The organism is Variovorax atrisoli 110B, assembly GCF_000382045.1.
Lineage (GTDB): Bacteria > Pseudomonadota > Gammaproteobacteria > Burkholderiales > Burkholderiaceae_C > Variovorax > Variovorax atrisoli.
In genome coordinates, this window is sequence record NZ_KB907463.1 from 88,275 (window position 1) to 112,367 (window position 24,093).

The following is a 24,093-nucleotide window of genomic DNA, read 5'->3' on the forward strand; positions in this document are numbered from 1 at the left end:
GTCTCAGGCGGCGCGAAAAAAATGAGCCTACGGCGCACGCGTAACAGGCGGCAAGAGCACGCAGAACGCATCTTCAATGTCTTGGGCGGATGGCGATGCACCATCCGACCTCATCTCGAAGGTCTTTATCTTTTTTCTATTGGTCACGAAGTTCATCATTCTCGGGCCATTTTTTCTGGAATACACCATGATTCCATCCAACCCCTCGTCAACCTCTCTTTCGGCATCCCTGAAAGACTTCAGAAAGCGATTCAGCTGTCGAAGAGATACTCGATCCTTTTCCAAAAAAACTCTCTTGACCAGATCATCGGTTATTCCAGCAGGACGTTTTTTCATGTAGAGCGTCGACCCCCATTCACGCCAATGGACCCCACACTCCGCATCGACCCTTCTTGATTCCACGAATTCCTTGATCACCTTATTGACAATCTCTCGATGCGGACTCTCATCCAAGTTGACCCAAACGACAAGTCTATCGTCTCTATAACCGGCAAAGGATCTCAAGGAAAATCCATAGAGAAGAAAAGCAGCAAGAAACGAAATTAATAGCTTATTAAAAGAAAAACAAGACATCGACCACCCTTTCAAGAAATATCTTCACTCAAGCTTCCACTCTTCTTTCCGGCAGCATCCGGGGGAATGCCCAAGATCAGATTCAACGACACAACGCTCGCTTCGTCCAAACCTGGATCGGCTAGATCCTTCTTCGCCTGTTCGTAGTAAGAAATGGGGACGAAATACTTCAAATAACTCGAGCTCCCGCCTCTCTTGATTTCCAATTTTCCGTTTTTATTCCTCACCTTCACTGGGGTTCGCAACTCTCTGGCAAAAACAGAAAATCTGATCCGGTTGTGCTGGTTGCCTCCAAGAAGAATCAAATCCTCATCGCCGCTTTTCGCATAAACAAACCCGACGTGCCGACCATGGCCCTGTTTCGAAGTGACCATAGCAATGGCTCCGTATATTGGCCTCTCCAATTCGACGAACAGCGGGTTTCTGACTTTAGGTAGCGTCTTCTCCGAGTTTTCTCTTGGCCCGTCGACTTCGTAGAACCCATGCGCGCGGGCTTTCGCCACCTTGCGATTGGGAAAACCAGCGTTCTCGATTGGATATTTCGCCTGCATCAGGCACCAGTTCACAAAGGCGGCGCACCACGCATTGCTGTTGCCGTACATGGCCTTGAGTCCGTCATCTACCTCGACGTGGTAATTGATCTTGTCTTGGAGCGTGAGCTCGAGTTCTCCCTGCCTGAGCTTCGCTTCCGCAACGGCAATGGGCATCCAGGGAACACGCCCTGGCACCGGATTGATCAACGCCAGAACCTTCCCCGTCCCCTCCTTCGATCGCTCCGAATCCGATGACCTGATTCCGGAAGGAATGGGCGGCGGTTGAGGAGAAACCGCCTTTCGCGTCGATGGCACTGCCGGCACTATCGGTGCCTCCGAGCTCGGTGGCTTGGCGGCAGCTGCGGCAGGAGGAGCAGTCGAAGGTTTGTGATCTGGCTTGGTCTTGCCGCTCCCCGCAATCAACAGCACCTCACCCGGATAGATCCTGTCGTGCCCCCGTTCGTTGGCCTCCTTGATGGCTTCCACGCTGGTGCGATACAGCTGCGCGATCTTCCAGAGACTGTCGCCCGGCTGCACGACATAGCTCATGGGCTTTCTCTGCCCATGGGTCGAACTGTTGATCTTTTCCGAGCCGGCGACGCCCTTCCACCTCTTGAATTTCGCCAGAAGGTTGAAATCCTTTCCGAGGTCACCCTGAATGGCTCCGACCGCCACGACCTCCTTGCTCTTCGGATCCATCACCTTGACGTGCACGGTCGACTTGTCGGCGGGGTGAATCACGGGAGGAAATCGCCCTGCGGCATCGGACTTGACGACTTCCTCCCTGTCGCCTCTTTGCAGAATGATCTCCGTGCCTGGCAACGGCTGGCTGCCATCGGTCGCGTTGATCCTGCTCACGGCAACCCAGGTTTCCTTCCGCGTGTCGGCGTTCGCGTGGTAGCCCTCGATCTCGGCGATGCTGTTCACGATCTTTTCGAGCTCGGCGTCACTGCACTCGCCGATCTTTCTGCCAGCCGGGATGCCGCTGGTCTTGAGCAGATCGCGTATGTATTTCTCCGTATCGTTTTCCTTTTTCGAGGCGTAGACGGGAACGGCTTCGGAGATCGTCCTGTCGCCATGCAGGCGCTTCAGGTTCGCCTTCAGTTCCTCCCGGCCGGCGCCTTCATCGGGAAAGATCAGGAAGGTCCTGCCCGATCTGGTGGTGGCGAATCCGATGTAGCCCTTTGCTTTCCTGGGCTCCGGCACGCCGTCGACCTTCCGAGCGGTCAGGTCGCCGGGGTTGTTGATGCGCCAGGGCAGCGTTCCGCCCGAGCGCAGCAGGTGGCGGCCGTCTTCGCAGATGAACTCGGCGACTTCGATGTTGGGGTGGTAGGTGGCGGATATCAGTCTGGGCATGCTGGTGTTTCCCTTGCTCAAGCCAAGCCGTTCAGATGGGCTTCGACGGCGGATTCGGAAAGAAAGTGGCCGGGGTCGAAAGCACCCGCAGCAGACGCATACATGGCGTCTTCCGCTCCCGGCGATCCGGTCTCGCCGTCGTCATCTGTTCGGTCATCGTCTTCCGCGCCGCCAGGCTCGCTGCGGATCGTCGGAACGGGCGTCCAGTCCCACGCTTCCTCTCCCACTACCAGAACTGCCTCGTCCGGCGTTTCGAACGCGACGCGGGGCAATCGCCCGTCGTCGGGAATGACGCCTTCGGCCAGCGTCCGGCGCTTCTCGTCGAGGATCCTGTAGGGCAGCCCCGACATGCCGACGTGCTTGAAGATCTCGTCGCTGCCAAGGGGCGCGAAGCGCACGCTGTACTTGTCGTCGTGGCTCACGCCTTCCATGCGCCGGCGCTTGGCCATGTCCATCGGCCCTGCATAGCTGTGGGTGGCCGCGTGCTCGCGCCAAAGGCCCTGGGTGCCGTGGACGATGCCCGAGGCACTCCACCTGGAAAAGCTGCCACCTCCGTTGACGACGATCTCGTCCCTGGCGGTGATGCTGATCCTGTCGGACTCCAGCTTGATGTCGAGCCTGGCCAGCAGGTTGATGCTGTTCTGCAGCGCGACGATGTCGATGCCGGCCGTGGCTGCCGTCAGGCGGATCGCCTTGTATGCGAAGAGGCGCACAGCCTCCTTCACGCTCACCAGAAAGCTCCTGCCGGCGCTGATGCTGGTGTGCGCGCCGCTGCTCAGCGCGTTGTGCGTCATGCTTGCGATGTGGGTGGCACCCGCCGCCGTGCTCTGGATGCCGGCCGCACTGGCAAGCACGAGATGCGGTTCGCAGAGTTCAGGGAAACCTCCCTGCCGCGAAGCTCGGCCCTTGATCGCATCGTTCTGTTCCCTGAGGGCCTCGGTGACCGCGTCCTGGTCGCCCGCCTCGTGCGCCTTCGCCTCCTGCGCAGTCTGGCTCTGGCGTTCATGCAGGTCGCGCGCGGCCGCCAGTCGTGCAACCGTTTCCCCAAGATCGGTGATGTGCGCATCGGCTCCGGGCCTCGGCTCGGTGCTGAGCAGCAAGCCCCTTGCGGCGCGCACCGCGGCATGGCCATCGGTACGCAGCTCGGCGCCCTCGCCGCGGTCGTCCTTGCGGCCTGCCGTGCCGTCGATGCGCCCGATGTGGCCGAGGCTCAGGCTGCTGCTGAGATGGTCGCTCTTGAGCTGCGCCTGGATCTTTCCGGGCAGATCGTCCAGCACCAGGTGGTTGCCGCGCGATCCGCCTAGTGCGCCCGCGTTCAATTCACGGCTGCGGAGGCCCGAGAGGTTGCTCTGCTCGGGCAGCCGCCATGCGGGCATGTTCTCGGCATTGAACACACGGCCGGTGATGATGGGACAGTCCGGGTCGCCGCCGAGGAAATCGACGACCACTTCCTGGCCGACGCGCGGCAGCGCAGCCGCCCCGAAAGTCTCTCCGGCCCAGGCCATGGACACACGGATCCAGCAGCTGGAGTTCTCGTTGCGCTGCCCGACACGATCCCAATGGAACTGCACCTTCACGCGGCCGTACTGGTCGACCCAGATCTCCTCGTTCTTCGGCCCGACGACGATGGCAGTCTGGGGTCCGCGGGTGCGGGGCTTCGGAGTGATGCGCGGCGGGCGCCACGCATGGCTCACGGGCTGCGCATCGAAGCCGAAGCGCTGGACGGAGCCTTCGCCGGCATCGGCGCCCTCGGTGGCCCGGAGGTTCTCCTGCAATACGTAGTCGACGGCAACCACGAGGTGCTTGCGGTTCTGATCGTCCCTCGGGTGGCCCGCCAGCTCGAAGATGCAGCCCGGCGCAAGTTCTCGCCTGTTGGAGCGACCGCTGGCAACGCTGCCGCCGCTCAGTTGCTCTTCGACGCGCGTGCGTGCATATGCTTCGCCATCGTCGTAGTGCCTGTAGCCACCGGGCCATTCGTACAGCTCTAGGTCGTCGTGCGCGTGGCCGCAACGCATCTCGCGTCGGCTGGAGAGATCCGCCTTTGGCTTGAGAGGGTCGTAGTCGTTGGTGAAGTGCAGGCCGGAGCGGACCTCTTCTCTCGTGCGCCATTCGTAGACGCGTTCGTTCCCCGTCACCCCACCCCCGGTCATTCCCGCCTTCTCCAGCGGATGAAACCGCACCGTCTCTCCGCCAGGCATCGGATCGTGCGAGCTCAGCACGTCGTCCGCGAACACCAGCACCTGCCGCTGCGCCTCGTGCCGGAAGTAGTAGTAGATGCCTTCCAGCTCGCACAGCCGCGAGACGAAGGAGAAGTCGCTCTCGCCGTACTGCACGCAGTACTCCCACGTGCGGTACTCGCGGGCCAGCCGCTTCTCCATGGCGTAGCCGTAGGCTTCGAGCACGTCGGCGACGATGTCCGGAACGGTCCTGCCCTGGAAGATGCGGAAGTCGCTTCGCCGCGTCGCGAGCCACAGCCACGGGCGCAGCCTCATGCGGTAGAAGCTGTGCCGTGCGTCCTCTTCGGCCAGGCCGAAGGACGCGACGACACCGCCCAGGTAGCGCGTGCCGCCGCTCTCGGTCTGCATTGCCACGGTGGCGGTCTTGCCGAGCAGCGCCTTCGGATCGATGCCGTTGCTGCTGCCGAGCAGTTCCACCTCGAAGTCGTGGAGCTGGCTCAGCGCCTCGCGGCCGGTCAGCCGGTGGAACTGAAGCGCTTCCCCCAAGGGGGTCTGAATGGAAACCCGGCGCGTCATCGCACCGCCGCACACGCAACGGCGCACGGCACCGGGCGAACATGCCGGCGCGTGCCATCGAAGATGGACATGGATCCTCCCTGAAATCATTCATTGCCGCTCTGGTCGGTGGCATGTTTCGTCGGAGTATCCAAGCGCTCGGCGTCTTTCGTTCGACGCCGGCGAATGCGTCAGCGGAACCGTGAACGAATGCTCGCAGCGGCGGCGGTGCCTCTGCCTGCGCCGGAGCGCAGATGTCGATTGTTCACAAGCCGCGTGAGCTTCGGCCGATGCGCATCACGCGTTCGCGAACCTGTCCGCATAGGCGCGGAACATCGCGTTGCGCTCGTCGAGCGCCTCCTGCGTTGCGGGCACCATGATCGGCGCGCCTTCGCTCGCGAATGCCTGGCACTGTTCGACATACGGCCGCAGCTTCTCGTGATAGACCGGCGACGCCGCCGCCATGTCGCCGCCGTGCTCGGTCCACGTGGTCGCCAGGAGCTCCGCCGAGACCATCGCCAGCGTGGTGCCCATGCCCGACAGCAGCGCTGCGCAGTGCCCCGCATCGCCGATGACCGCGACCTTGCCCTTGATCCAGCCCGGCATGCGCGTCTGGCTCACCGAGTCGAAGTAGAAGCCCTTGGCATCGGGGTCGATGAAGGCCGCGCGCATCGCAGGCACCTGCCAGGCATCCACGCGGGAGAGGAACTGGTCGAGCAGCCTGCGCTGCGCATCGAGGTCGCGGTAGTCGTAGTCGATCTCGGGGCTGGCGACGATCATCATCCCCTGCGGCCCGTCGCCGGCGTCGCGCACGGCGATGGTGAGGCCGGGCACGTTGAGCATCGCGCGTCGCCATTGCCGACCCGGCGGCAGATCGACGAGCGCGACGTAGTGGCCGAAGTGCCGCACGTAGTCCTTCTCCGGCCCGAAGGCCAGCCTGCGCACGTTGGAGTGCAGGCCGTCGGCGCCCACGACAAGGTCGTAGCGGCCCGTCGCGCCATCGGTGAAGCCGACGTCCACTCCGCCCGCGCGATCGTCGAGCGACACGATCGAAGTCCTGAAGCGGAACTCCACGCCCGATGGAATGGCGTCCAGCAGGATCCGGTTGAGGCGGTCGCGGGTGATCTCGATGTCCTCGTCGGTCTCGTTGGCGAACCAGCGCAGGTCGAGCGTGGCGACCTGGTTTCCGCTGCCGTCGAGCACCGGCGCCGGCTCGACGATGGCGACCTTCTCCTCGGCGATCCTCTGCAGGATGCGCATGCGCTGCGCGGTGCCGAGCGCACGGCCGCGAACATCGATGGGCGCGCCGCCCGGGCGCAGCCCGTCGGCGCGCTCGACCACGGTGACCCGGTGGCCCAGGCTGGCGAACCAATAGGCGGCCGACAGGCCGGCCATGCTGGCGCCGGAAACGAGTACGTCCATGGGCTGATCCTCCTTCTGCGGCTACAGCTTGAATTCCCGGGCCATCTGGATCACCGCCTGCTTGTCGAAGGCGTTGATCTCGTCGATCAGCTCGTTGGTGAAAAGCCGGTTCGGGTCGCCGAGTTCGCTGGCGAGCTTCGGGTTCTTGCTGGCTTCGGCGGCCATCTCGACGTTGGCCTTCCATTCGGCCGGCGACGACGCGCCCATGCGCTGGTCGGGATCGCCGGGGCGGCGCATCCAGCTGTTCTTGCGGTCCTTGAGGATGAAGGCGAGCTCCTTGCGTGCGTCGTCCTCGCTGCGGCCCTTGGGCCGGCTCTCGGGATAGACCGCCCAGTGCAGGTCGATCGCGGCTTCGAGGTTCGCGTTCGAGAACAGGGTCGACTTCGCGATGCCCTGGAACAGCGCCACCAGCGACTTGCGGTCCTCCTTGAGCATCTTGCGCGGCACGCACATCCAGCCCGAGCCCACCTGCGCGAACCTGGGCGTGAGCGGCACGTAGCGCAGCTTCGTCCCCACCAGTTCGATGCGGGCTGCTGCCGTGTCGAAGGCCACCATCGCGTCCACGCGGTCGTTGTCGATCGCCGCGCCGGCGGGCGCGCCGTCGCCGATGGCGATGTACTCGCAGCCGTCGTCCTTCAGGCCCAGCTCGGCCAGCATGGTTCTGGTGATGACGATGCCGGTGTCGCCCTGGCTGCGCACGCCGATGCGCTTGCCCGCGAGGTCGGCGGCCGACTTGATCGGGCTGCCGGGCTTCACCACGATGACGTTCGCATTGCGCGGCAGCCACTTGTAGACGCTCACCAGGTCGAGCGACGGGTCCTTCGCCATCGCGGGCAGCAGGATGCCCGGCACCGCCGGCCCGAAGTCCACGTGGCCGGCGCGCAGGCTCTGCAGCGCCTGCGTCATGCTGGACATGTTGACGTACTCCACGTCCACGCCGCCGGGCTTGTAGAAGTTCAGCTTCGGGTGCTGGCCCGCGGTGCAGAAGCACTGCTGCGGGTCGTTCACCGCCGCGGTGTTCGCCACCTTCATCACCCGCACACTCTGCGCCAGCGCCGGCAGGCTCCCGGCCAGGCCGAGGGCACCGAGGCCCAGGCCGAAATCACGTCGCGTCAACATGGCTCGCTCCTTCATACGGAAAAACAGGAATCCTGAATTGCGGGGATGCGGCGTTCAGACGTTCACCGTCCGCTGCGAGGTGTCCGCCGGCATCCAGTGCAGCACGCGGCGCTGGATGCGGCGCAGCAGGTCGGTCATCACGATGCCGATCACCGAGAGCACCACGCACACCGCGAAGCTGCCGCCGGTGTCGGCCTGCGCCTCCATCTGCAGGATGAGCACGCCCAGCCCCGCCTGCGCGCCGACGAACTCGCCCACCACCGCGCCGACCACGCTGAAGGCAGCGGCCATGTTCAACCCCGCGAAGATGTAGGGCAGCGCGCTCGGAAACTTGGCCTTGCGGAAGATCTGCCACTGCGTCGCCGAGAGCGAGCGCAGCAGGTCGATGCGGTCGGGGTCCACCGCCTTGAAGCCCGCGATGCTGGTCACCAGCACGGGGAAGAAGGTGAGCAGGCAGATGATCATCACCTTCGAGCCGATGCCGAAGCCCAGCCACACCACGATGATCGGCGCGACCGCCACCTTGGGCACGCTCTGCAGCGCGGCGACGTAGGGCTCCAGCAGCGCCTCGACCCTCGGCATCTGCGAAACCACGATGCCGATCGCGAGGCCGACGCCGCTGCCGACGAGAAAGCCCAGCAGGATCTCGGTCACGGTCACGCCGCCGTGGTACCAGAAGCCATCCTTCGCGAGCGGTCCGGTGGCGAGGCCGCGCCACAGCGCGACCAGGATGTCGCTCACCGGCGGCACGAGGTGCTGCGGCACCTCGAAGAGCCGCACCCCCGCCTCCCACGAACCGAGCAGCGCGGTGAGCAGCAGGATCGACTGCACCCGCGTCGAGGCGAGCGGATTGGCGCGGCGGCGCGGCCTGGGGCTGGTGGCGGGGGCCGGCGCGCGGTCGCCGGATAGCGCAGGAGAGTCGGACTTGGCGAGCATGGCGGTAGTCATCTGGTGGCCTCTTTGAATCGAACGGAATCAGTCGAACGAAGCCGCATGCGAGAAGCGCTCGCGGATCGACGCGGATGCGGCAGCGAAGTCGGGGTGCGACATCACGTCCATCGAGCGCGGGCGCGGCAGGTCCACGGGAAGCACGCGCTCGAGCGTGCCGGGGCGCGGCGACATCACGAACACCCTGTCGCCGAGGAACACCGCCTCGGGAATCGAGTGCGTGATCAGCACCACCGTCTTGCCGCTTTCCATCCAGATGCGCTGCAGCTCCAGGTTCATGCGCTCGCGCGTCATCGCGTCGAGCGCGCCGAAGGGCTCGTCCATCAGCAGGATCTTGGGGTCGTGCAGCAGCGCCCGCGCGATGGAGGCGCGCTGCTGCATGCCGCCGCTGAGCTGGCGCGGCAGCTTGTGCTCGAAGCCTTCGAGCCGGACCATCTGCAGCAGCTGCATCGCCCGCTCGCGCGCCTGCTTCGCGGGAATGCCCAGCACCTCGGCGGGCAGCATCACGTTCTCGAGGATGGTTCGCCACGGCAGCAGGATCGAACTCTGGAACACCACGCCCACGTCGCGCCGCGTGCCGTGGATCGGCTGGCCGTCGAGCAGCACGCGGCCGATGTCGTAGTCGAGCAGGCCCGCGAGGATGCGCAGCAGCGTGCTCTTGCCGCAGCCGCTGGGCCCGACGATGGTCACGAAGCTGCCCTGCTCGATGCTGCAGTCGATGTCCTTCAGCGCGAGCACGCCTTCGCCGCCGTCGCCGAAGTGCTTGGACAGCCCTTCGATGCGGATGTAGTCGGCGCGGCCGCGCGCACGGTCGTGGTTCGGGCTCATGGCCTGGCTCCTTCGGGTTTCAGTTCTTGAGGAAGCGCACGATGTGCTGCGCCAGCATCTGCGGCGCCTGCATCGCGGTGACGTGGCCGATGCCGGGCAGCAGCACCGCATCGGCGCCGCGGATGCGGCCGGCCATCGAGAGCGTCACGCTCGCGGGCACCACGCGGTCGAGCTCGCCGGCCAGCACCAGCGTGGGCGCGACGATGTCGGCCACGCCCCTCTCGATGGCGGTCAGCGCGGTCGCCATCCGCCGAGCGGAACGCGCCGAGCCGGGCCGCGCGCTCGCGAAGATGCGCCGCAGTTCGGGCCGCTGCTGCAGGAAGGCTTCGGGAAAGAACCATGTCGCCAGTTCTTCCGCGGTGGCCGGCAGCCCGCTGCGCAGCTCGGCCAGGCGCTTCGCGTCGGGGCACAGTTCTTCGTAGGGCCTCGGCAGCGGCCAGGTGCTGCCGAGCACGAGGTGGTCGACCGAGCGCGGATGAAGCAGCGCCAGTGCCTGCGCGACGCGCCCGCCGAAGGACGAGCCGAACACGTGCGCGCGCTTGAAGCCCAGCGCCTTGATGAGCCGCTGTGCATCGTCGGCAAGATCGGCCAGGGTCGATGGGCGCTGCGGCCCTTCGGTCTCGCCGCAGTCGCGCTGGTCGTAGGCGATCACGGTGAAGTGCTTCGACAGATGCGGCACCAGCGCCGAGAACATCTGGCGCGAAGCTTCGGCGCCATGCATGAGCAGCAGCGGCGGGCCTTCGCCCTCGCGCTCGAAGGCGACGCGCAGTTCGCCGGCCTGCACGAAGCCGGTCATGCCGCGCCCCCTTCCTCGCCTTGGCGTTCTTCCTGGTCCATCCAGAAAGTCATCTCGATCTTCAGGCCGCGCGGATCGTGCAGAAAGAGCTGGTGGATCGCCCAGCCCGGGATCGGCGCCTCGGCGAACGCGACGCCCTGTGCATGAAGGTGCGCGCGCATCTCGGCAAGCCCATGGGAGCGGAACGAGATGTGGTCGACGTGGCCGGTGACGGGCTCGACAGGCTCGTCGGGCATCGAAAGATGCGCGTAGAGGTGCACGATCGGTTGGCCGTCCGCATACAGCCAGGCGCCGGGCGCGGGAATCTCCGGCCGCGCGCCGACGGTGAGGCGCATCACGCGGGTGTAGAAGTCCAGCAGCGGCGGCAGCTCGTGCGGCGCGCAGCGGATCGTGAAGTGGTGCAGGGCGGTCACAGGCATGGCGTTTCCTCGAAGCTGTAGGCCAGTCGGGGCGCGACAGGCACCCAGCGCGCGGCGGCGAGCGCCAGCATGCGGATGCCCAGCACCTCCTGCGGCAGCCAGTGCTCGCGCGTGCCGAAGACGTTGAAGGTGGCGAAGCAGGTCCGCCCCTGCATCAGCGGCACGTTGACCACGCTGCGCAGGCGGTATTCGCGCATCTGCTCGAAGTCGTCGAAGTTGCTCGCGAGCACGTGCTCGCCCTCGCCGACGAACACGCGGCCGCGCACGAAGAGGCATTCGCTCCACGGCGTGAGCGTCTTGCGCTTCGCGCCGTTCACCGGAAAGCTCGACGCCTCCGACGAATAGAAGCGGCGCAGCAGGACCTGGCCCGCCGCGTCGCCATCGGTCGTCACGTTCTGCTGGATGCTGAAGATGCTGCCGGGCGCGACCTGCAGCCGGCGCTGGTCGATCAGCCGCATCGCCTCGCCGGCGTCCTGCGCCTCGGCCAGCGAGTCCAGGAAGGCGGCCGTGATGGCGGTGCCGGCAGCGACGGCGGAGGTTGTTTTCAGTGCAATGGTCGGGTCCATGGGAAAAGTCTAGGACCCTCGATTCACCAAAGTGAAATAATTTCTGATAGCTCGATAACCGTGGAGTTATGGCCTTGCCCACCGCCCGCGACCCCGCCGCCGAACTGCAGCGCGCGCTGCTCTCCCGCCTCAAGCTGCGCCAGCTTTCGCTGCTGCAGGCCATCGACCGGCACCGCACGCTCGGCCGCGTCGCCGCCGAGATGCAACTGAGCCAGCCGGCGATCACCAAGGCGCTGCACGAGGTGGAAGACATCTTCGGCAGCACGCTTTTCGAGCGGACCAGCAGAGGGCTGGTGCCCACGGCCGCGGGCGAGGCGGTGCTGCGCTACGCGCGGCGCTGGCTCGCCGAACTCGAGGCGACCGCGCGCGTGCTCACCTCGCTCGAGGCGGGGCGCGCCGGCCGCCTTCGGCTGGGCTTCACGCAGCAGGTGCCCCAGCAGTTGATGTCGGCCGCGCTCACGCACCTGCTCGACCGCACGCCGCGCATTTCGGTGATGGCGCGCGAAGGCACCACCGACGAGCTGGTCGCGAGCCTCATCGCGCGCGAGCTCGACTGCGCCATCGGCCGCTCCTACGACGGCGACGCGACCGGGCTGGTGCAGGAGGCGATCCACGAGCAGGAGCCCTGCCTCGTGGTCGGCGCGAAGAACGTGCGGCGTCTCTCGCGCGGCCCGCTGGACTGGGCCCGGCTCGCGCAGCTCGACTGGATCCTGCCGCCGCCGAACACGCCGATGCGCAGGACCTACAACGCGATCTTCGTCGGCGCGGGCGTGCAGCCGCCGCTGCCGATCCTGGAGACCACCTCGATCCGCAGCATCGAGACGGCGCTGCGCCAGGAGCCCAACGCGATCACCATCTTCGCGCGCGACGTGGTCGCCGGAATGGAAGGCGCGGGTCACCTGGCGGCGCTGCCCCACCGGCTGAGCTGGAACCTGCCGCCGGTGAGCTTCTTCACGCTGAAGGAACTGGAAGCGCACCCGACCGTGCAATCGCTGCGCGCCGCGGTGGTCGAGACCGCGCGGCGCATGAAGCGCGCGGCGGGCTGAGCGCCAGACACCGTCGCCGTTGAACACGGCGACTCGGCTTCGCCTGTCTCGCCTTTCTTCTCTACTTTCTTTCTTATTTAAAGATAGTAGTAGTAGATAAGGGTAAACCCTGCCTGTGGAAAGTACCGCTTTTTCCTTGCGCGACAAGGACTTGCAGTCCCCGTACCGCTGTGAGCGCGTGTGCTTCGGTGCTGCATCGGAAAAGGGAACAACATCCGGCAAGCGGCTGCGACTGTGGATAACGCATGACTTGTGCCGGGACTGTCCCCAGGTTTTCTGTCGGCGGCGCCCATCGCCCGGATCGCACAGGCTGCGCGAACGAGGAGCCGGAAAACAAAAAAGCCGGACACATGGGAATGTGTCCGGCTTGGTGTCTGGTCCCGCCGCCAGGAATCGAACCTGGATCTCAGCCTTCGGAGGGCCGAATTCTATCCGTTGAAATACAGCGAGGAATCGGGTCCGGTTTGCACCGGAGTCCGACATTATCGCCTATCAGGCGGCGGCTGCTTCCGCCTCGGCCGCGACGGGGGCAGCCGGCTGCGGCCGGGCGAACCCGAGCCCCGCCAGATAGACCCTGAAGGTGCGCCTTCCGGTGGGTACGAGGTCGAAGGCCTCGGGGTCGAGCAGCCAGTTCTGGATGAGGCCGCTGATCAGCGCATGCAGCCCCTGCGCCGCCACGTGGCCCGGCACCGGCAGCTTGATGCGGCCGCGCCGCGCGGCCAGGCGCAGCGCCTTCTCGAAATCGGTCACGCAGGCGTTGCGCGCGTCCAGGTGGCGCTGCTGCACCGAGGCCATGTCGTGCGTGTACTCGACCTTGTGGGTGGCGACGTCGAACACGCGGCGCACCTGCGGGTCGGTGGTCATGAGGGTGAGCGCGTGGACCATGCCCTCCTCGATCTCGGCCAGCGGATCGTCGACGCCAGGCGCGGCGGCCGCCCTCGGCGCGGCCTCCAGCGGCAGGATGACGCGCTCCATCATCGCGTTGAAGAGGTCGGCCTTGTCCTTGAAGTGCCAGTAGATCGCGCCGCGCGTCGCGCCGGCCTGCTGCGCGATCTGCTGCAGCGTGGTCTGCGAAACACCTTGCGCCTGAAACAGCAGCTCCGCGGCATCGAGCAACCGATGCCGCGTGGCCAATGCTTCTTCCTTCGTACGACGTGCCACCAAGTCTCCTGATTTGTAAAGACAACGCCCTCTATGTATCGTGGGGCCATTGCTCGGCCTGTCACTATACATCCATGAATGTATGTAAACTAGCCGGCTTCCCCGATGGCCTCCCTGGCTGTACAGGTTTCCGGTTCACGCCGCGAACGCGCCATCTCCCGTCTTCGCTTCAAAGGAATCGCATGCCCCTCCTGCATGTTTCGCGCCCATCGTCCTTTTCGCCGCGCCTCGCGACCGTGGCGGCCGTCGTCCTGCTGGTCCTTGCGGGCTGTGGCAAGAGCGATGCGCCCGCAGGCGCGGGCGCCGGAGGCGGCGGCGGTCATCCGGCTCCCGAAGTCGGCGTGATCGTTGCCACGCCGACCGACGTCGGCCTCGTCACCGAACTGCCCGGCCGCCTCGAGGCCTCCCGCGTCGCCCAGGTCCGCGCCCGCGCATCGGGCATCCTGCTGAAGCGCGAATTCCGCGAAGGCAGCGACGTGAAGGCCGGCCAGCTGCTGTTCCGCATCGACCCGGCACCGCTGGTGGCCGCGACCCAGAACGCGCAGGCCACGCTGGCACGCGCCGAAGCCAACGCGGTGCAGGCCAGGGCCCTGGCCGAGCGCTACAAGCCGCTGGTCGAGGCCAATGCCGTGAGCAAGCAGGAATACGCGACCGCCGTGGCCTCCGCCAAGCAGGCCGAGGCCGACGTGGCATCGGGCCGCGCGGCGCTGCAGACCGCCAAGATCAACCAGAGCTATGCCGACGTGACCTCGCCCATCGCGGGCCGCATCGGCCGCGCCCTCGTGACCGAAGGCGCTCTGGTGGGCCAGGGCGACGCCACCGAGCTCGCCGTGGTGCAGCAGATCAATCCGCTGTACGTGAACTTCACGCAGTCGGCCTCCGACGCGATGAAGCTGCGCCGCGCCGTGGCCGCCGGCCAGTACAAGCGCGCGAGCGGCGAGGAAGCCGCGACCATCCGCGTGGTGCTCGAAGACGGCACCGACTACCCGCTCGAAGGCAAGCTGCTCTTCTCCGACCTCACGGTCGACTCCACCACCGGCCAGGTCACGCTGCGCGCCGAAGTGCCCAATCCCAAGGGCGAGCTGCTGCCCGGCCTGTACGTGCGCGTGAAGCTCGAGCAGGCCCAGGCCACCAACGCGATCACGGTGCCGCAGCAGGCCGTCACGCGCACGCAGCAGGGCGACACGGTGTCGGTGGTCGACAAGGACGGCAAGATCAGCAAGCGCACCGTCAAGATCAGCGCCGCCAAGGACAACCAGTGGGTGGTGCTCGACGGCCTGAAGGCCGGCGAACAGGTGATGGTCGACGGCTTCCAGAAGCTGCAGATGATGCCGCCGGGCACGCCCGTGAAGGCCGTCCCGTGGACCAAGCCGAACCCCAACGGCGGCGCAGCCAAGCCCGCCGCCGAGGCAGCCGCGCCCGCGGCAGCCGCCTCCGCCGAGAAGGCTCCGGCCGACAAGGCCCCGGCCGAGAAGAAGTAATCAGGAGCGCGCCCGCAAATGGCCAAATTCTTTATCGACCGACCGATCTTCGCCTGGGTGATCGCACTGTTCATCCTGGTGGTGGGCGGCGTGTCAATCACCCAGCTGCCGATCTCGCAGTACCCGCCGGTGGCGCCGCCCGCCATCGTGATCAACGTCGCCTACCCCGGCGCCTCGGCGCAGACGCTCGAGGACAGCGTGCTGTCCGTCATCGAGCGCGAGATGAACGGCTCGCCGGGCCTGATCTACATGGAATCGGTGGCCCAGGCCGACGGCACCGGCTCCATCACGATCAGCTTCGAGCCCGGCACCAACGACGACCTCGCGCAGGTGGACGTGCAGAACCGGCTGTCGCGCGCGACGCCGCGCCTGCCCTCCGCCGTGACGCAGCAGGGCGTGCGCGTGGACAAGTCGCGCAACAACTTCCTGATGTTCGTGATGCTGTCCTCGGACAACCCGAACTTCGACCCGGTTGCGCTCGGCGACTATGCCGCGCGCAACGTCGTGCCCGAGCTGCAGCGCGTGGTCGGCGTGGGCCAGGCGCAGCTCTTCGGCTCCGAGAACGCGATGCGCGTGTGGATCGACCCGGCCAAGCTGCAGGGCTTCAACCTGTCGGCCACCGACGTCAACAACGCCATCCGCGCGCAGAACGCGCAGGTGTCCTCGGGCACGCTGGGCGACCTGCCCAACATTCCCGGCCAGGCCATCGCGGCCACGGTGACGGTGAACGGCCAGCTGGTCAACGTCGAGCAGTTCAAGAACATCGTGCTGCGCGCCAACACCGACGGTTCGACCGTGCGGCTGAAGGACGTGGCGCGCGTGGAACTCGGCGGCCAGTCGTACGCCACCTCGGCGCGCCTGAACGGCGTGCCCGCGGTCGGCGTCGGCGTGCAGCCCACGCCCAACGGCAACGCGCTGCAGTCGGCCAAGGCGATCCGCGCCAAGATGGCCGAGCTCGAGCGCTACTTCCCGCAGGGCGTGAAGTGGGCCATCCCGTACGACAGCTCGCGCTTCGTGCAGATCTCGATCAGCGAAGTGGTCAAGACGCTGCTGGAAGCCGTGGCGCTGGTGTTCCTCGTGATGTTCCTCTTCCTGCAGAACTGGCGCTACACGATCATCCCGACCATCGTGGTGCCGGTGGCGCTGCTGGGTACCTTCGCCTCGCTGCTGGCGCTGGGCTTCTCGATCAACGTGCTGACCATGTTCGGCATGGTGCTGGTGATCGGCATCGTGGTGGACGACGCCATCGTGGTGGTGGAGAACGTCGAGCGCATCATGAGCGAAGAGGGGCTCTCTCCACTTGAGGCCACGCGCAAGGCGATGCGCCAGATCTCGGGCGCCATCATCGGCGTGACCGTGGTGCTGGTCTCGGTGTTCGTGCCGCTGGCCTTCTTCGCGGGCTCCACCGGCAACATCTACCGCCAGTTCTCGGCGGTGATGGTGGCCTCGATCGCCTTCTCGGCCTTCATGGCGCTGTCGCTCACGCCGGCGCTGTGCGCCACGCTGCTCAAGCCGGTGGAAGCGGGCCATCACCATGAGAAGACCGGCTTCTTCGGCTGGTTCAACCGCGGCTTCGCACGCACCGCCAAGGGCTACGAAGGCTTCGTCGCGCGCATCCTGCGCCGCGCCGCACGCTACCTCGTGATCTACGTGGCGATCATCGCCGCGGTGGTGTTCACCTACACCCGCCTGCCGAGCTCGTTCCTGCCTCAGGAGGACCAGGGCAACATCATCGTGAACGTGCAGCTGCCGCCGGGTGCGACGCAGGAGCGTGCGCTGTCGGTCATGCAGCAGGTCGAGGGCTTCATCCTGAAGCAGCCCGAGGTGCAGAGCATGGTGGGCGTGATGGGCTTCAGCTTCTCGGGCCAGGGCCAGAACGCGGGCCTCGCCTTCGTGACGCTGAAGGACTGGGAAGAACGCAAGGACCCGGCCCACTCGGCCAGCGCGCTCGCCGGCCGTGCCTTCGGTGCGCTCTCGGGCATCCGCGACGCCTTCATCTACCCGCTGAGCCCGCCGCCCATTCCCGAACTGGGCAACGCCAGCGGCTTCAGCTTCCGCCTGCAGGACCGCGCCGGCGCCGGCCACGACGCGCTGATCGCCGCCCGCAACCAACTGCTGGGCATGGCCTCGCAGAGCAAGGTGCTGGCGCAGGTCCGTCCCGACGGCCTGGAAGACGCGCCGCAGCTGCAGATCGACATCGACCGCGACAAGGCCAACGCGCTGGGCGTGAGCTTCGACGCGATCAACGCGACGCTGTCGACCGCTCTGGGTTCGAGCTACATCAACGACTTCCCGAACCGCGGCCGCCTGCAGCGCGTAGTGGTGCAGGCCGACGCTCCGGCGCGGATGCAGCCCGACGACCTGCTCAAGCTGAACGCCAGCAACACGCAGGGCCAGCCGGTGCCGCTGTCGGCCTTCGCGACCACCAAGTGGGTCACGGGCGCCACGCAGACGGTGCGCTACAACGGCTATCCGGCCATCCGCATCAGCGGCGACGCGGCACCGGGCTACAGCACCGGCGCGGCGATGGCCGAGATGGAGAAGCTCGCATCGCAGCTGCCCGCCGGCTTCGGCTACGAATGGACCGGCCAGTCGCGCGAGGAAAAGCTCGCCGGCTCGCAGGCCATCATCCTGTACGGCTTCGCGATCCTGGCGGTGTTCCTCTGCCTGGCCGCGCTGTACGAGAGCTGGTCGATCCCGCTGTCGGTGATCCTGGTGGTGCCCCTGGGCGTGCTGGGCGTGCTGCTGGCGACGATGCTGCGTGCGTATTCGAACGACGTGTACTTCCAGGTGGGCCTGATCACGATCATCGGCCTGTCGGCGAAGAACGCGATCCTGATCATCGAGTTCGCGAAGGACCTGCAGGCGCAGGGCAAGGGCGTCATCGAGTCGGCCCTGGCCGCCGCCCACCTGCGCTTCCGCCCGATCATCATGACCTCGCTGGCCTTCGGCCTGGGCGTGGTGCCGCTGGCGATCGCCTCGGGCGCCGGCTCCGCCAGCCAGCGTGCCATCGGCACCGGCGTGCTCGGCGGCATGCTGACGGGCACCGCGCTGGCCGTGATCTTCGTGCCGGTGTTCTTCGTGGTGGTTCGCAGCCTGTTCAAGGGCAGCAAGCGCCAGCAAGAAGCCGACAAGCGGCATGCCGAAGCCGCCGGCATCGGCCCGGAGGAAACCAAGCATGACTGAACTCGGGCACACCCCCAGGCTTCGCGCACTGCGTGTCGCTTCGCCAACCCCCTTGCAGGGGGCGACACCTGCGGCCCGGCAGAGCCGGTTCCGCGGTGTTTCCCGAACAGGCCGCGCAGTGCGTACAGCGCGAACGGCCATGGAGTCGCAATGACAATGACGAAATTCATTCCCACAGCCCTGGCGGCGGCGATGCTGCTGGCCGGCTGCTCGCTGATCCCGACCTACGAGCGCCCTGCGGCGCCGGTGCCAACCACCTACCCGGGCGACCCGTCGCAGCCGCCGGGCCAGGCCGCGGCCAACCTGCCGTGGCAGGACTTCTTCACCGACCCGCGCCTGGCGGGCCTGATCCGCACGGCGCTCGCGAACAACCGCGACCTGCGCGTGTCGGTGCTCAACATCGAGCAGGCGCGCGCGCAGTTCCAGATCGAGCGCTCGAACCTGTTCCCCGCGCTCGGCCTGACGGGCACGGGCTCGCGCTCGAGCCCCAACGCCTACCAGGCGATCGACCCGAGCCAGGGCAGCGTGGCCTCGCAATACAGCGTCAACTTCGGCTTCACCTCGTGGGAGATCGACTTCTTCGGCCGCATCCGCGCGCTGAAGGACCAGGCGCTGGCGCAGTACCTCGCCACGGACGAGACCCGCAAGGCGGTGCAGATCAGCCTGATCGCGTCGGTCGCCAACGGCTGGCTCACGCTGCTGGCCGACGACGAGCTGCTGGAGATCACGCGGCAGACGATGGTCACGCGCGAGGAATCGGTACGCCTCACGAAGATGCGCTTCGACAACGGCGTGTCCTCCGAGCTCGACTTCCAGGCCGCGAACTCGCTGCTGGAAACGGCGCGCGCCTCCTATGCGCAGCAGCAGCGCACCCGCTCGCAGGACGAGAACGCCCTCGCCCTGCTGCTGGGCGCGCCGGTGCCTGCAGATGCACTGGCGGGTGGCGCCAGGGGCCTCGACGGCATCAAGCCGATGCCCGACGTGCCGGCCGGCCTGCCCTCCGACCTGCTGGCCGAGCGGCCCGACATCCGCTCGGCGGAGCAGCAGCTGATCGCGGCCAATGCCAACATCGGCGCGGCGCGCGCGAACTTCTTCCCGCGCGTGTCGCTGACCAGCTCGATCGGCACCGCGAGCAGCGAGTTCTCGGGCCTGTTCGACCGCGGCTCCAAGGCATGGTCTTTCGCGCCCACGGTGACGCTGCCGATCTTCGACGCAGGCCGCAACATCGCGACGCTCGACTCGGCCAAGGCCGGGCGCGAGATCGCGGTGGCGCAGTACGAGAAGTCGATCCAGACGGCATTCCGCGAAGTGGCCGACGCGCTCGCAGGCCGCGCCACGCTCGGCGAGCAGGTTCGCGCGCAGCGTGCGCAGGCCGATGCGGAGGCGGTGCGCTTCAAGCTCTCCGACCTGCGCTATCGCAACGGCATCGCCAGCGCGCTCGACCTGCTCGACGCTCAGCGCTCGCTGTTCACCGCGCAGCAGTCGGCGGTGACGACGCGCCTGCTGCAGCTGCAGAACCAGGTCACGCTCTACAAGACGCTGGGCGGCGGCTGGGCCACGCGCGAAGGCGACGGCGGCAAGGGCTGAGCCTCGAGGGCGTCTCGCAGCCCCGGCAGGGGCCGAGACGCCAAGGCGTCCCATAAGGGAGGTCCCTTGCCCCTGTCGGCGGGGGCTCTCTCTATAATCGCCGGTTGGTTAGGAAAAGCCCCCCGACGAGCCCCCGATAATTGAGGACGCGAATGAGCGCAGACCCGCATTACCAGGCCACAGAAGAAGCCCACACCGGGCCGATCAAGAACCCGAAGCAACTGCTGCTCGCGGTATTTTTTTCCTTCATTGCCCCGATCCTGATCATCATGGGTCTTGTCTCCTACGTGGCCTCGGGCAACAAGCCCGCAGGTACCGCGCAAGGCGACAACATGGCGCTCTACGGCGTGACCAAGGAAGCGCGCGACCGCGAAGTGGCCGAGCGCCTCAAGAAGGTCGGCACCATCGAGATCCGTGACGCCAACCGTCCACTGGCCACCGGAGAGGCCGTGTTCAAGGCCCAGTGCGTCGCCTGCCACGGCGCTCCCGGCATTCCCGGCGCGCCCCACCTGAACGACGCCGCAGCCTGGGGCCCGCGCATCGGCCAGGGCTACCCGACGCTCCTCGAACATGCACTGAAGGGCAAGGGCGCCATGCCCCCGCAGGGTGGCGGCGACTTCGAAGACCTCGAAGTGGGCCGTGCCGTGGTCTACATGGCCAATGCCGGCGGCGCCAAGTTCCCGGTGCCCGATCGCCCCGCTGCTGCGGCCGGGGCGCCGGCCGAGGGTGCTTCCGGCGCAGCGCCTGCCGAAGGCGCTGCGGGTGCGGCTCCTGCTGCAGCTGCTGCGGCGAGCGCTCCAGCCAAGTAAGCGTTTTCCCTGATCTCCTCATGAAAGAACAAAGCCGGCCCCGCGCCGGCTTTGTTCTTTCTGCATTCGGCCTCAGGCGTGCGAGGCGGCTGCGTGGCGCTCGGCCGGGCTCAGCACGTGGCCGAAGCGCAGGGGCAGTTCGCTTGCCTGCACCGGCTCGGGCGTCCAGATGCCGCGCTCGATGGCCTCTGCGGCGATGCCCACGTCCTGCGTGTGCACGAGCCCGAGCCCCATCGGCGATGCCAGATAGAGCCTGCCGTCCTCGTCGAGGAGGCAGCCCGACACCTTGGCTGCCGTGCCCGTGTGGGCCGTGACGGTGAAGCCGCCGCCATCCGCCTCCTCGGCAACGCGCCACACGAGGGGCGCGGCCTCCAGCTCCACGTACACGCGCTGCGGGCCGTTCTGGAAGAACCACTGGCCCTCGTCGTCGTGCTCGTAGTTGCGGTGGATGAATTCGATCAGCTTGTCGTGCCGCAGCATCGAGCCCTTGGCGGTGCGGAACGGGCCCTGGGCCTGGGTGCGGTCGTCGCGCATGTACCAGTTGCCGCGCGCGTCGAGGCCGAGCCAGCCGTAGCAGTGCGGCACGTTGGGCCACTTGGCCAATGCTTGCTTGACGATGTCATCCATGGCGTCATTCTCTTCCCGGCGGCAAGCCCCCACCGTCAGCGGAAGTGCCGCCGTGCAGCTGCAGCCAGCCGCCGACCTGTTCCGGCATGCCCCGCACATGACCCGGCGGCAGCCCCATCGGAAAGCCGACGTGCCCGCCGTGTTCGGGCTGCCACAGCGTGACGTACGAGCCGACCTCGCCGGGCTTCGGCAGGCTGCAGGCCGGAATGAAGGGATCGTTGCGCGCGTTCACCACGAGGGCCGGCACCCGGATCGAGGCAAGGTGCGGCTTCGCCGAGCCCCGCGCCCAGTAGTCGTCGGCATCGCGGAAGCCGTGCAGCGGCGCGGTGAAGACGTTGTCGAACTCGTAGAGGTTGCGTGTCGACACCAGCCGCTCGCGGTCGAACAGGCCCGGAAACTGCGCCAGCTTGGCCAGCGCCTTGGGCTTCATGGTCGAGAGGAACATGCGCGTGTAGACCAGCCTGTTGAAGCCCTTGCCGATGGCTTCGCCGCCCGCGGCGAGGTCGAGCGGCGCGCAGACCGAGGCGACGGCACTCACCACGCCGGAGGCGGTCTCCCCCGCTTCGCAAGCCCATCGCATCAGCGCATTACCGCCCAGCGACACGCCCGCCGCCAGCACCGGCCCGCCGCCCTTGCTCGCGTGCTGCTCGCGCATGCGCGCGAGGATCCAGCCGATCTCCTCGAAGTCGCCCGAGTGGTAGGCGCGCGGCGCGAGGTTCATCTCGCCGCTGCAGCCGCGGAAATGGGGCACCGCGAAGGCCATGCCGCGCGAGGCCGCGAAGGCGGCGAAGGCCTCTGCGTAGTGGCTTCGCGAGGAGCCTTCGAGCCCGTGGAACAGCACCAGCAGCGGCCTCGCCCCGGGCATCGCGGCGTCGACGAAATCGACGTCGATGAAGTCGGTGCCGTCGGGGGTCGACCAGCGCTCGCGGCGGTAGACCGGCGCTGGCCCATCGAAGCGGCGGGCGTAGAGCGCGGGCCAGATGGTCTGCAGGTTGCCGCCGGGCAGCCAGCGCGGCGCAGCGTAGCCCATCGCCTCGAGGGAAGAAGTTCCGGCCGCGGCGGCCGGGGAGAAGGAAGCGACCGGGGAGAGCATCGATCGATCGTCAATCAATGCAGGACCTGGGGCGGATCGTTCGCGTCGTCCGGCTCGCGCGCGGTGCCGGGGCTCGCATGGTGCGCCACCATGCGCCAGCCCTGCGCGGTCTTGTGATAGACGTTGGTGGCCAGCACGAAGGCATGGCGCGGGCCCTCGGCGGTGAGCACCTCGATGCGCTCCAGCACGTTGTGCACGGCGCTCGCGAGGGACTCGATCTTGCGCACCCGCGCCGGCATCGCATGGATCGCGCCGTTGCCGAACATCTGCTCGAAGGCCGCGCGGATCGCCACGGCCCCCACCAGCCGCGGGCCGCCGGGGTGCACGCAGAACACCTCGTCCTCGTCGGCCCAGCAGGCCATCAGCGCATCGATGTCGCCGCGCTGCAGCGCTTCGTAGAAAGCCGTCTCGACGTCGTCGGCGGTGCCGCCGATGGCCGCTGCGGCACGGAGTGGGGTCTTGGGCATGGCGTGATTTTGCCCCGCCCTCCGTGACGCGGGCACTGCACCGCTTTGGTCCTTGCCGCACCGGTCGGCCGCAGTTCGGGCGGATCGCATGCTCCGTTTTGGACCAAATGGTCAAACCCAGGATGCCTGCTTTTCGCAAGTCTTTGATTTGAAAGGATTTATTCAACTGGCACGCCGCATGCATGGAGCCTCCCGAACCCGCAACAGGAGCCCTTCCAATGAACGTCGGCATCTTCATTCCCATCGGCAACAACGGCTGGCTGCTTTCCGAGAACGCACCGCAGTACAAGCCCAGCTTCGAGCTCAACAAGGAGATCACGCTGAAGGCGGAGCGCTACGGCGTCGACTTCGCGCTGTCCATGATCAAGCTGCGCGGCTTCGGCGGCAAGACGGAGTTCTGGGACCACAACCTGGAGTCCTTCACGCTCATGGCCGGCCTCGCCGCGGTCACCAGCAGGATCAAGCTCTTCGCCACCGCCGCCTCGCTGGTGATGCCCCCGGCCATCGTGGCGCGCATGGCCTCCACCATCGACTCGATCTCCAACGGCCGCTTCGGCCTGAACCTCGTCACCGGCTGGCAGCGGCCCGAGTACTCGCAGATGGGCATGTGGCCCGGCGACCAGTTCTTCGGCACGCGCTACCAATACCTGTCCGAATACATCCAGGTGCTGCGCGACCTCTGGGGCAAGGGCTCGTCCGACTTCAAGGGCGACCACTTCAAGATGGACGACTGCCGCCTCAGCCCCCGCCCGCAGGCCGACATGAAGGTGATATGCGCCGGCCAGAGCGACGCAGGCATGGATTTCTCGGCCAGGTACGCCGACTACAACTTCTGCTTCGGCAAGGGTGTGAACACGCCCAAGGCCTTCGCGCCCGCGGCCGACAAGCTCATCGAGGCCACCGCGAAGACCGGCCGCAAGGTCACCACCTACGTGCTGATGATGGTGATCGCCGACGAGACCGACGACGCCGCGCGCGCCAAGTGGGAGCACTACAAGGCCGGCGCCGACCACGAGGCCATCGCGTGGCTGGGCCAGCAGGGCGCGGCCGACACCAAGTCGGGCGCCGACACCAACGTGCGCCAGATGGCCGATCCGACCTCCGCCGTGAACATCAACATGGGCACGCTGGTCGGCTCCTACGCGAGCGTCGCGCGCATGCTCGACGAAGTGGCCGAGGTGCCCGGCACCGAAGGCGTGCTGCTGACCTTCGACGACTTCGTGCAGGGTGTCGAGGCCTTCGGCGAGCGCATCCAGCCGCTGATGAAGAGCCGCGCGCACGTGCACAGCCCCGTGCCCTCGCAGGTCGAACCCGAGCGCCTCGCGGCCTGAGCGGAAGGAGCGC

20 protein-coding genes and 1 tRNA gene are annotated in these 24,093 nt (G+C 66.9%); 6 read left to right on the forward strand and 15 right to left on the reverse strand.

Annotated features, from left to right (window positions below):
* Nucleotides 1-27: 27 nt before the first annotated feature.
* The 10 genes from G369_RS38790 to G369_RS36550 form a co-directional block, all read right to left on the reverse strand.
* A complete protein-coding gene (locus G369_RS38790) occupies nucleotides 28-504 on the reverse strand; it encodes a hypothetical protein (RefSeq protein ID WP_157773814.1) in 477 nt (158 codons plus the stop codon).
* A gap of 80 nt (nucleotides 505-584) precedes the next feature.
* Complete coding sequence (locus tag G369_RS0129025) at nucleotides 585-2,462, reverse strand: LysM peptidoglycan-binding domain-containing protein (RefSeq protein ID WP_019657581.1); 1,878 nt, start codon at nucleotides 2,460-2,462, stop codon at nucleotides 585-587.
* A gap of 17 nt (nucleotides 2,463-2,479) precedes the next feature.
* Nucleotides 2,480-5,215 (reverse strand): type VI secretion system Vgr family protein, encoded by a 2,736-nt coding sequence (locus tag G369_RS0129030; RefSeq protein ID WP_020723343.1) that lies wholly within the window; start codon nucleotides 5,213-5,215, stop codon nucleotides 2,480-2,482.
* 276 nt (nucleotides 5,216-5,491) lie between these two features.
* Nucleotides 5,492-6,616, reverse strand: coding sequence for an FAD-dependent monooxygenase (locus tag G369_RS0129035; RefSeq protein ID WP_019657583.1), 1,125 nt, complete (start codon nucleotides 6,614-6,616; stop codon nucleotides 5,492-5,494).
* A 21-nt stretch (nucleotides 6,617-6,637) separates the two neighbouring features.
* A complete protein-coding gene (locus G369_RS0129040; RefSeq protein WP_020723344.1) occupies nucleotides 6,638-7,735 on the reverse strand; it encodes an ABC transporter substrate-binding protein in 1,098 nt (365 codons plus the stop codon).
* A 54-nt stretch (nucleotides 7,736-7,789) separates the two neighbouring features.
* On the reverse strand, nucleotides 7,790-8,683 hold the full coding sequence (locus G369_RS0129045; RefSeq protein ID WP_019657585.1) for an ABC transporter permease: 894 nt from the start codon (nucleotides 8,681-8,683) through the stop codon (nucleotides 7,790-7,792).
* A 27-nt stretch (nucleotides 8,684-8,710) separates the two neighbouring features.
* Nucleotides 8,711-9,511 (reverse strand): ABC transporter ATP-binding protein, encoded by an 801-nt coding sequence (locus G369_RS0129050; RefSeq protein WP_019657586.1) that lies wholly within the window; start codon nucleotides 9,509-9,511, stop codon nucleotides 8,711-8,713.
* A 19-nt stretch (nucleotides 9,512-9,530) separates the two neighbouring features.
* On the reverse strand, nucleotides 9,531-10,307 hold the full coding sequence (locus tag G369_RS36540; protein WP_019657587.1) for an alpha/beta fold hydrolase: 777 nt from the start codon (nucleotides 10,305-10,307) through the stop codon (nucleotides 9,531-9,533).
* The gene (locus G369_RS36545) at nucleotides 10,304-10,726 is read right to left on the reverse strand and encodes a VOC family protein (RefSeq protein WP_020723345.1); all 423 of its coding nucleotides are present in this window, start codon (nucleotides 10,724-10,726) and stop codon (nucleotides 10,304-10,306) included. The genes G369_RS36540 and G369_RS36545 overlap by 4 nt, the downstream gene beginning before the upstream one ends.
* Entirely contained in the window at nucleotides 10,717-11,292 is a 576-nt protein-coding gene (locus G369_RS36550; protein ID WP_019657589.1) for a hypothetical protein, read from the reverse strand. Before G369_RS36550 ends, G369_RS36545 begins: the two co-directional genes overlap by 10 nt.
* A 74-nt stretch (nucleotides 11,293-11,366) precedes the next feature.
* Here G369_RS36550 and G369_RS0129070 point away from each other — a divergent pair, with 74 nt between their 5' ends.
* Nucleotides 11,367-12,338, forward strand: coding sequence for a LysR family transcriptional regulator (locus G369_RS0129070; protein ID WP_165924626.1), 972 nt, complete (start codon nucleotides 11,367-11,369; stop codon nucleotides 12,336-12,338).
* 375 nt (nucleotides 12,339-12,713) lie between these two features.
* Here the strand turns inward: G369_RS0129070 and G369_RS0129075 are convergent.
* Nucleotides 12,714-12,788, reverse strand: a tRNA-Arg gene (locus G369_RS0129075).
* 42 nt (nucleotides 12,789-12,830) lie between these two features.
* Entirely contained in the window at nucleotides 12,831-13,502 is a 672-nt protein-coding gene (locus G369_RS0129080) for a TetR family transcriptional regulator (RefSeq protein ID WP_019657591.1), read from the reverse strand.
* A gap of 179 nt (nucleotides 13,503-13,681) precedes the next feature.
* On the opposite strand from G369_RS0129080, the gene G369_RS0129085 reads away from it, so the two are divergent.
* From G369_RS0129085 to G369_RS0129100, 4 genes are all read left to right on the forward strand, one after another.
* Nucleotides 13,682-14,980 (forward strand): efflux RND transporter periplasmic adaptor subunit, encoded by a 1,299-nt coding sequence (locus G369_RS0129085; RefSeq protein WP_019657592.1) that lies wholly within the window; start codon nucleotides 13,682-13,684, stop codon nucleotides 14,978-14,980.
* An 18-nt stretch (nucleotides 14,981-14,998) separates the two neighbouring features.
* A complete protein-coding gene (locus tag G369_RS0129090) occupies nucleotides 14,999-18,166 on the forward strand; it encodes an efflux RND transporter permease subunit (protein ID WP_019657593.1) in 3,168 nt (1,055 codons plus the stop codon).
* Between the two features lie 156 nt (nucleotides 18,167-18,322).
* Nucleotides 18,323-19,753 carry an efflux transporter outer membrane subunit gene (locus G369_RS0129095; protein ID WP_019657594.1) on the forward strand — a complete coding sequence of 477 codons (1,431 nt, stop codon included), beginning with the start codon at nucleotides 18,323-18,325 and terminating at the stop codon, nucleotides 19,751-19,753.
* A gap of 152 nt (nucleotides 19,754-19,905) precedes the next feature.
* Nucleotides 19,906-20,562, forward strand: coding sequence for a c-type cytochrome (locus tag G369_RS0129100; RefSeq protein ID WP_019657595.1), 657 nt, complete (start codon nucleotides 19,906-19,908; stop codon nucleotides 20,560-20,562).
* 72 nt (nucleotides 20,563-20,634) lie between these two features.
* On the opposite strand, the gene G369_RS0129105 is transcribed toward G369_RS0129100, so the two are convergent.
* The 3 genes from G369_RS0129105 to G369_RS0129115 all read right to left on the reverse strand — a co-directional run bounded on the left by G369_RS0129105 (nucleotide 20,635) and on the right by G369_RS0129115 (nucleotide 22,749).
* The gene (locus tag G369_RS0129105; RefSeq protein ID WP_019657596.1) at nucleotides 20,635-21,189 is read right to left on the reverse strand and encodes a DUF2946 family protein; all 555 of its coding nucleotides are present in this window, start codon (nucleotides 21,187-21,189) and stop codon (nucleotides 20,635-20,637) included.
* Between the two features lie 4 nt (nucleotides 21,190-21,193).
* Nucleotides 21,194-22,219: a YheT family hydrolase gene (locus G369_RS0129110; protein WP_019657597.1), complete on the reverse strand. Its 1,026-nt coding sequence runs from the start codon at nucleotides 22,217-22,219 to the stop codon at nucleotides 21,194-21,196.
* A gap of 77 nt (nucleotides 22,220-22,296) precedes the next feature.
* Complete coding sequence (locus tag G369_RS0129115; protein ID WP_019657598.1) at nucleotides 22,297-22,749, reverse strand: YybH family protein; 453 nt, start codon at nucleotides 22,747-22,749, stop codon at nucleotides 22,297-22,299.
* 218 nt (nucleotides 22,750-22,967) lie between these two features.
* On the opposite strand from G369_RS0129115, the gene rutA reads away from it, so the two are divergent.
* Complete coding sequence (gene rutA, locus G369_RS0129120; RefSeq protein ID WP_019657599.1) at nucleotides 22,968-24,080, forward strand: pyrimidine utilization protein A; 1,113 nt, start codon at nucleotides 22,968-22,970, stop codon at nucleotides 24,078-24,080.
* Nucleotides 24,081-24,093 lie beyond the last annotated feature (13 nt).

Bases quoted from the DNA above. Each gene is read 5' to 3' on its own strand.
- G369_RS0129050 (WP_019657586.1), bottom strand. From the start codon at position 9,511: ATGAGCCCGAACCACGACCGTGCGCGCGGCCGCGCCGACTACATCCGC.
- G369_RS36545 (WP_020723345.1), bottom strand. From the start codon at position 10,726: ATGCCTGTGACCGCCCTGCACCACTTCACGATCCGCTGCGCGCCGCAC.
- G369_RS36540 (WP_019657587.1), bottom strand. From the start codon at position 10,307: ATGACCGGCTTCGTGCAGGCCGGCGAACTGCGCGTCGCCTTCGAGCGC.
- rutA (WP_019657599.1), top strand. From the start codon at position 22,968: ATGAACGTCGGCATCTTCATTCCCATCGGCAACAACGGCTGGCTGCTT.
- G369_RS0129035 (WP_019657583.1), bottom strand. From the start codon at position 6,616: ATGGACGTACTCGTTTCCGGCGCCAGCATGGCCGGCCTGTCGGCCGCC.
- G369_RS36550 (WP_019657589.1), bottom strand. From the start codon at position 11,292: ATGGACCCGACCATTGCACTGAAAACAACCTCCGCCGTCGCTGCCGGC.
- G369_RS0129100 (WP_019657595.1), top strand. From the start codon at position 19,906: ATGAGCGCAGACCCGCATTACCAGGCCACAGAAGAAGCCCACACCGGG.
- G369_RS0129105 (WP_019657596.1), bottom strand. From the start codon at position 21,189: ATGGATGACATCGTCAAGCAAGCATTGGCCAAGTGGCCCAACGTGCCG.
- G369_RS0129115 (WP_019657598.1), bottom strand. From the start codon at position 22,749: ATGCCCAAGACCCCACTCCGTGCCGCAGCGGCCATCGGCGGCACCGCC.
- G369_RS0129090 (WP_019657593.1), top strand. From the start codon at position 14,999: ATGGCCAAATTCTTTATCGACCGACCGATCTTCGCCTGGGTGATCGCA.
- G369_RS0129040 (WP_020723344.1), bottom strand. From the start codon at position 7,735: ATGTTGACGCGACGTGATTTCGGCCTGGGCCTCGGTGCCCTCGGCCTG.
- G369_RS0129045 (WP_019657585.1), bottom strand. From the start codon at position 8,683: ATGACTACCGCCATGCTCGCCAAGTCCGACTCTCCTGCGCTATCCGGC.
- G369_RS0129030 (WP_020723343.1), bottom strand. From the start codon at position 5,215: ATGACGCGCCGGGTTTCCATTCAGACCCCCTTGGGGGAAGCGCTTCAG.
- G369_RS0129025 (WP_019657581.1), bottom strand. From the start codon at position 2,462: ATGCCCAGACTGATATCCGCCACCTACCACCCCAACATCGAAGTCGCC.
- G369_RS0129110 (WP_019657597.1), bottom strand. From the start codon at position 22,219: ATGGGCTACGCTGCGCCGCGCTGGCTGCCCGGCGGCAACCTGCAGACC.
- G369_RS0129095 (WP_019657594.1), top strand. From the start codon at position 18,323: ATGACGAAATTCATTCCCACAGCCCTGGCGGCGGCGATGCTGCTGGCC.
- G369_RS0129085 (WP_019657592.1), top strand. From the start codon at position 13,682: ATGCCCCTCCTGCATGTTTCGCGCCCATCGTCCTTTTCGCCGCGCCTC.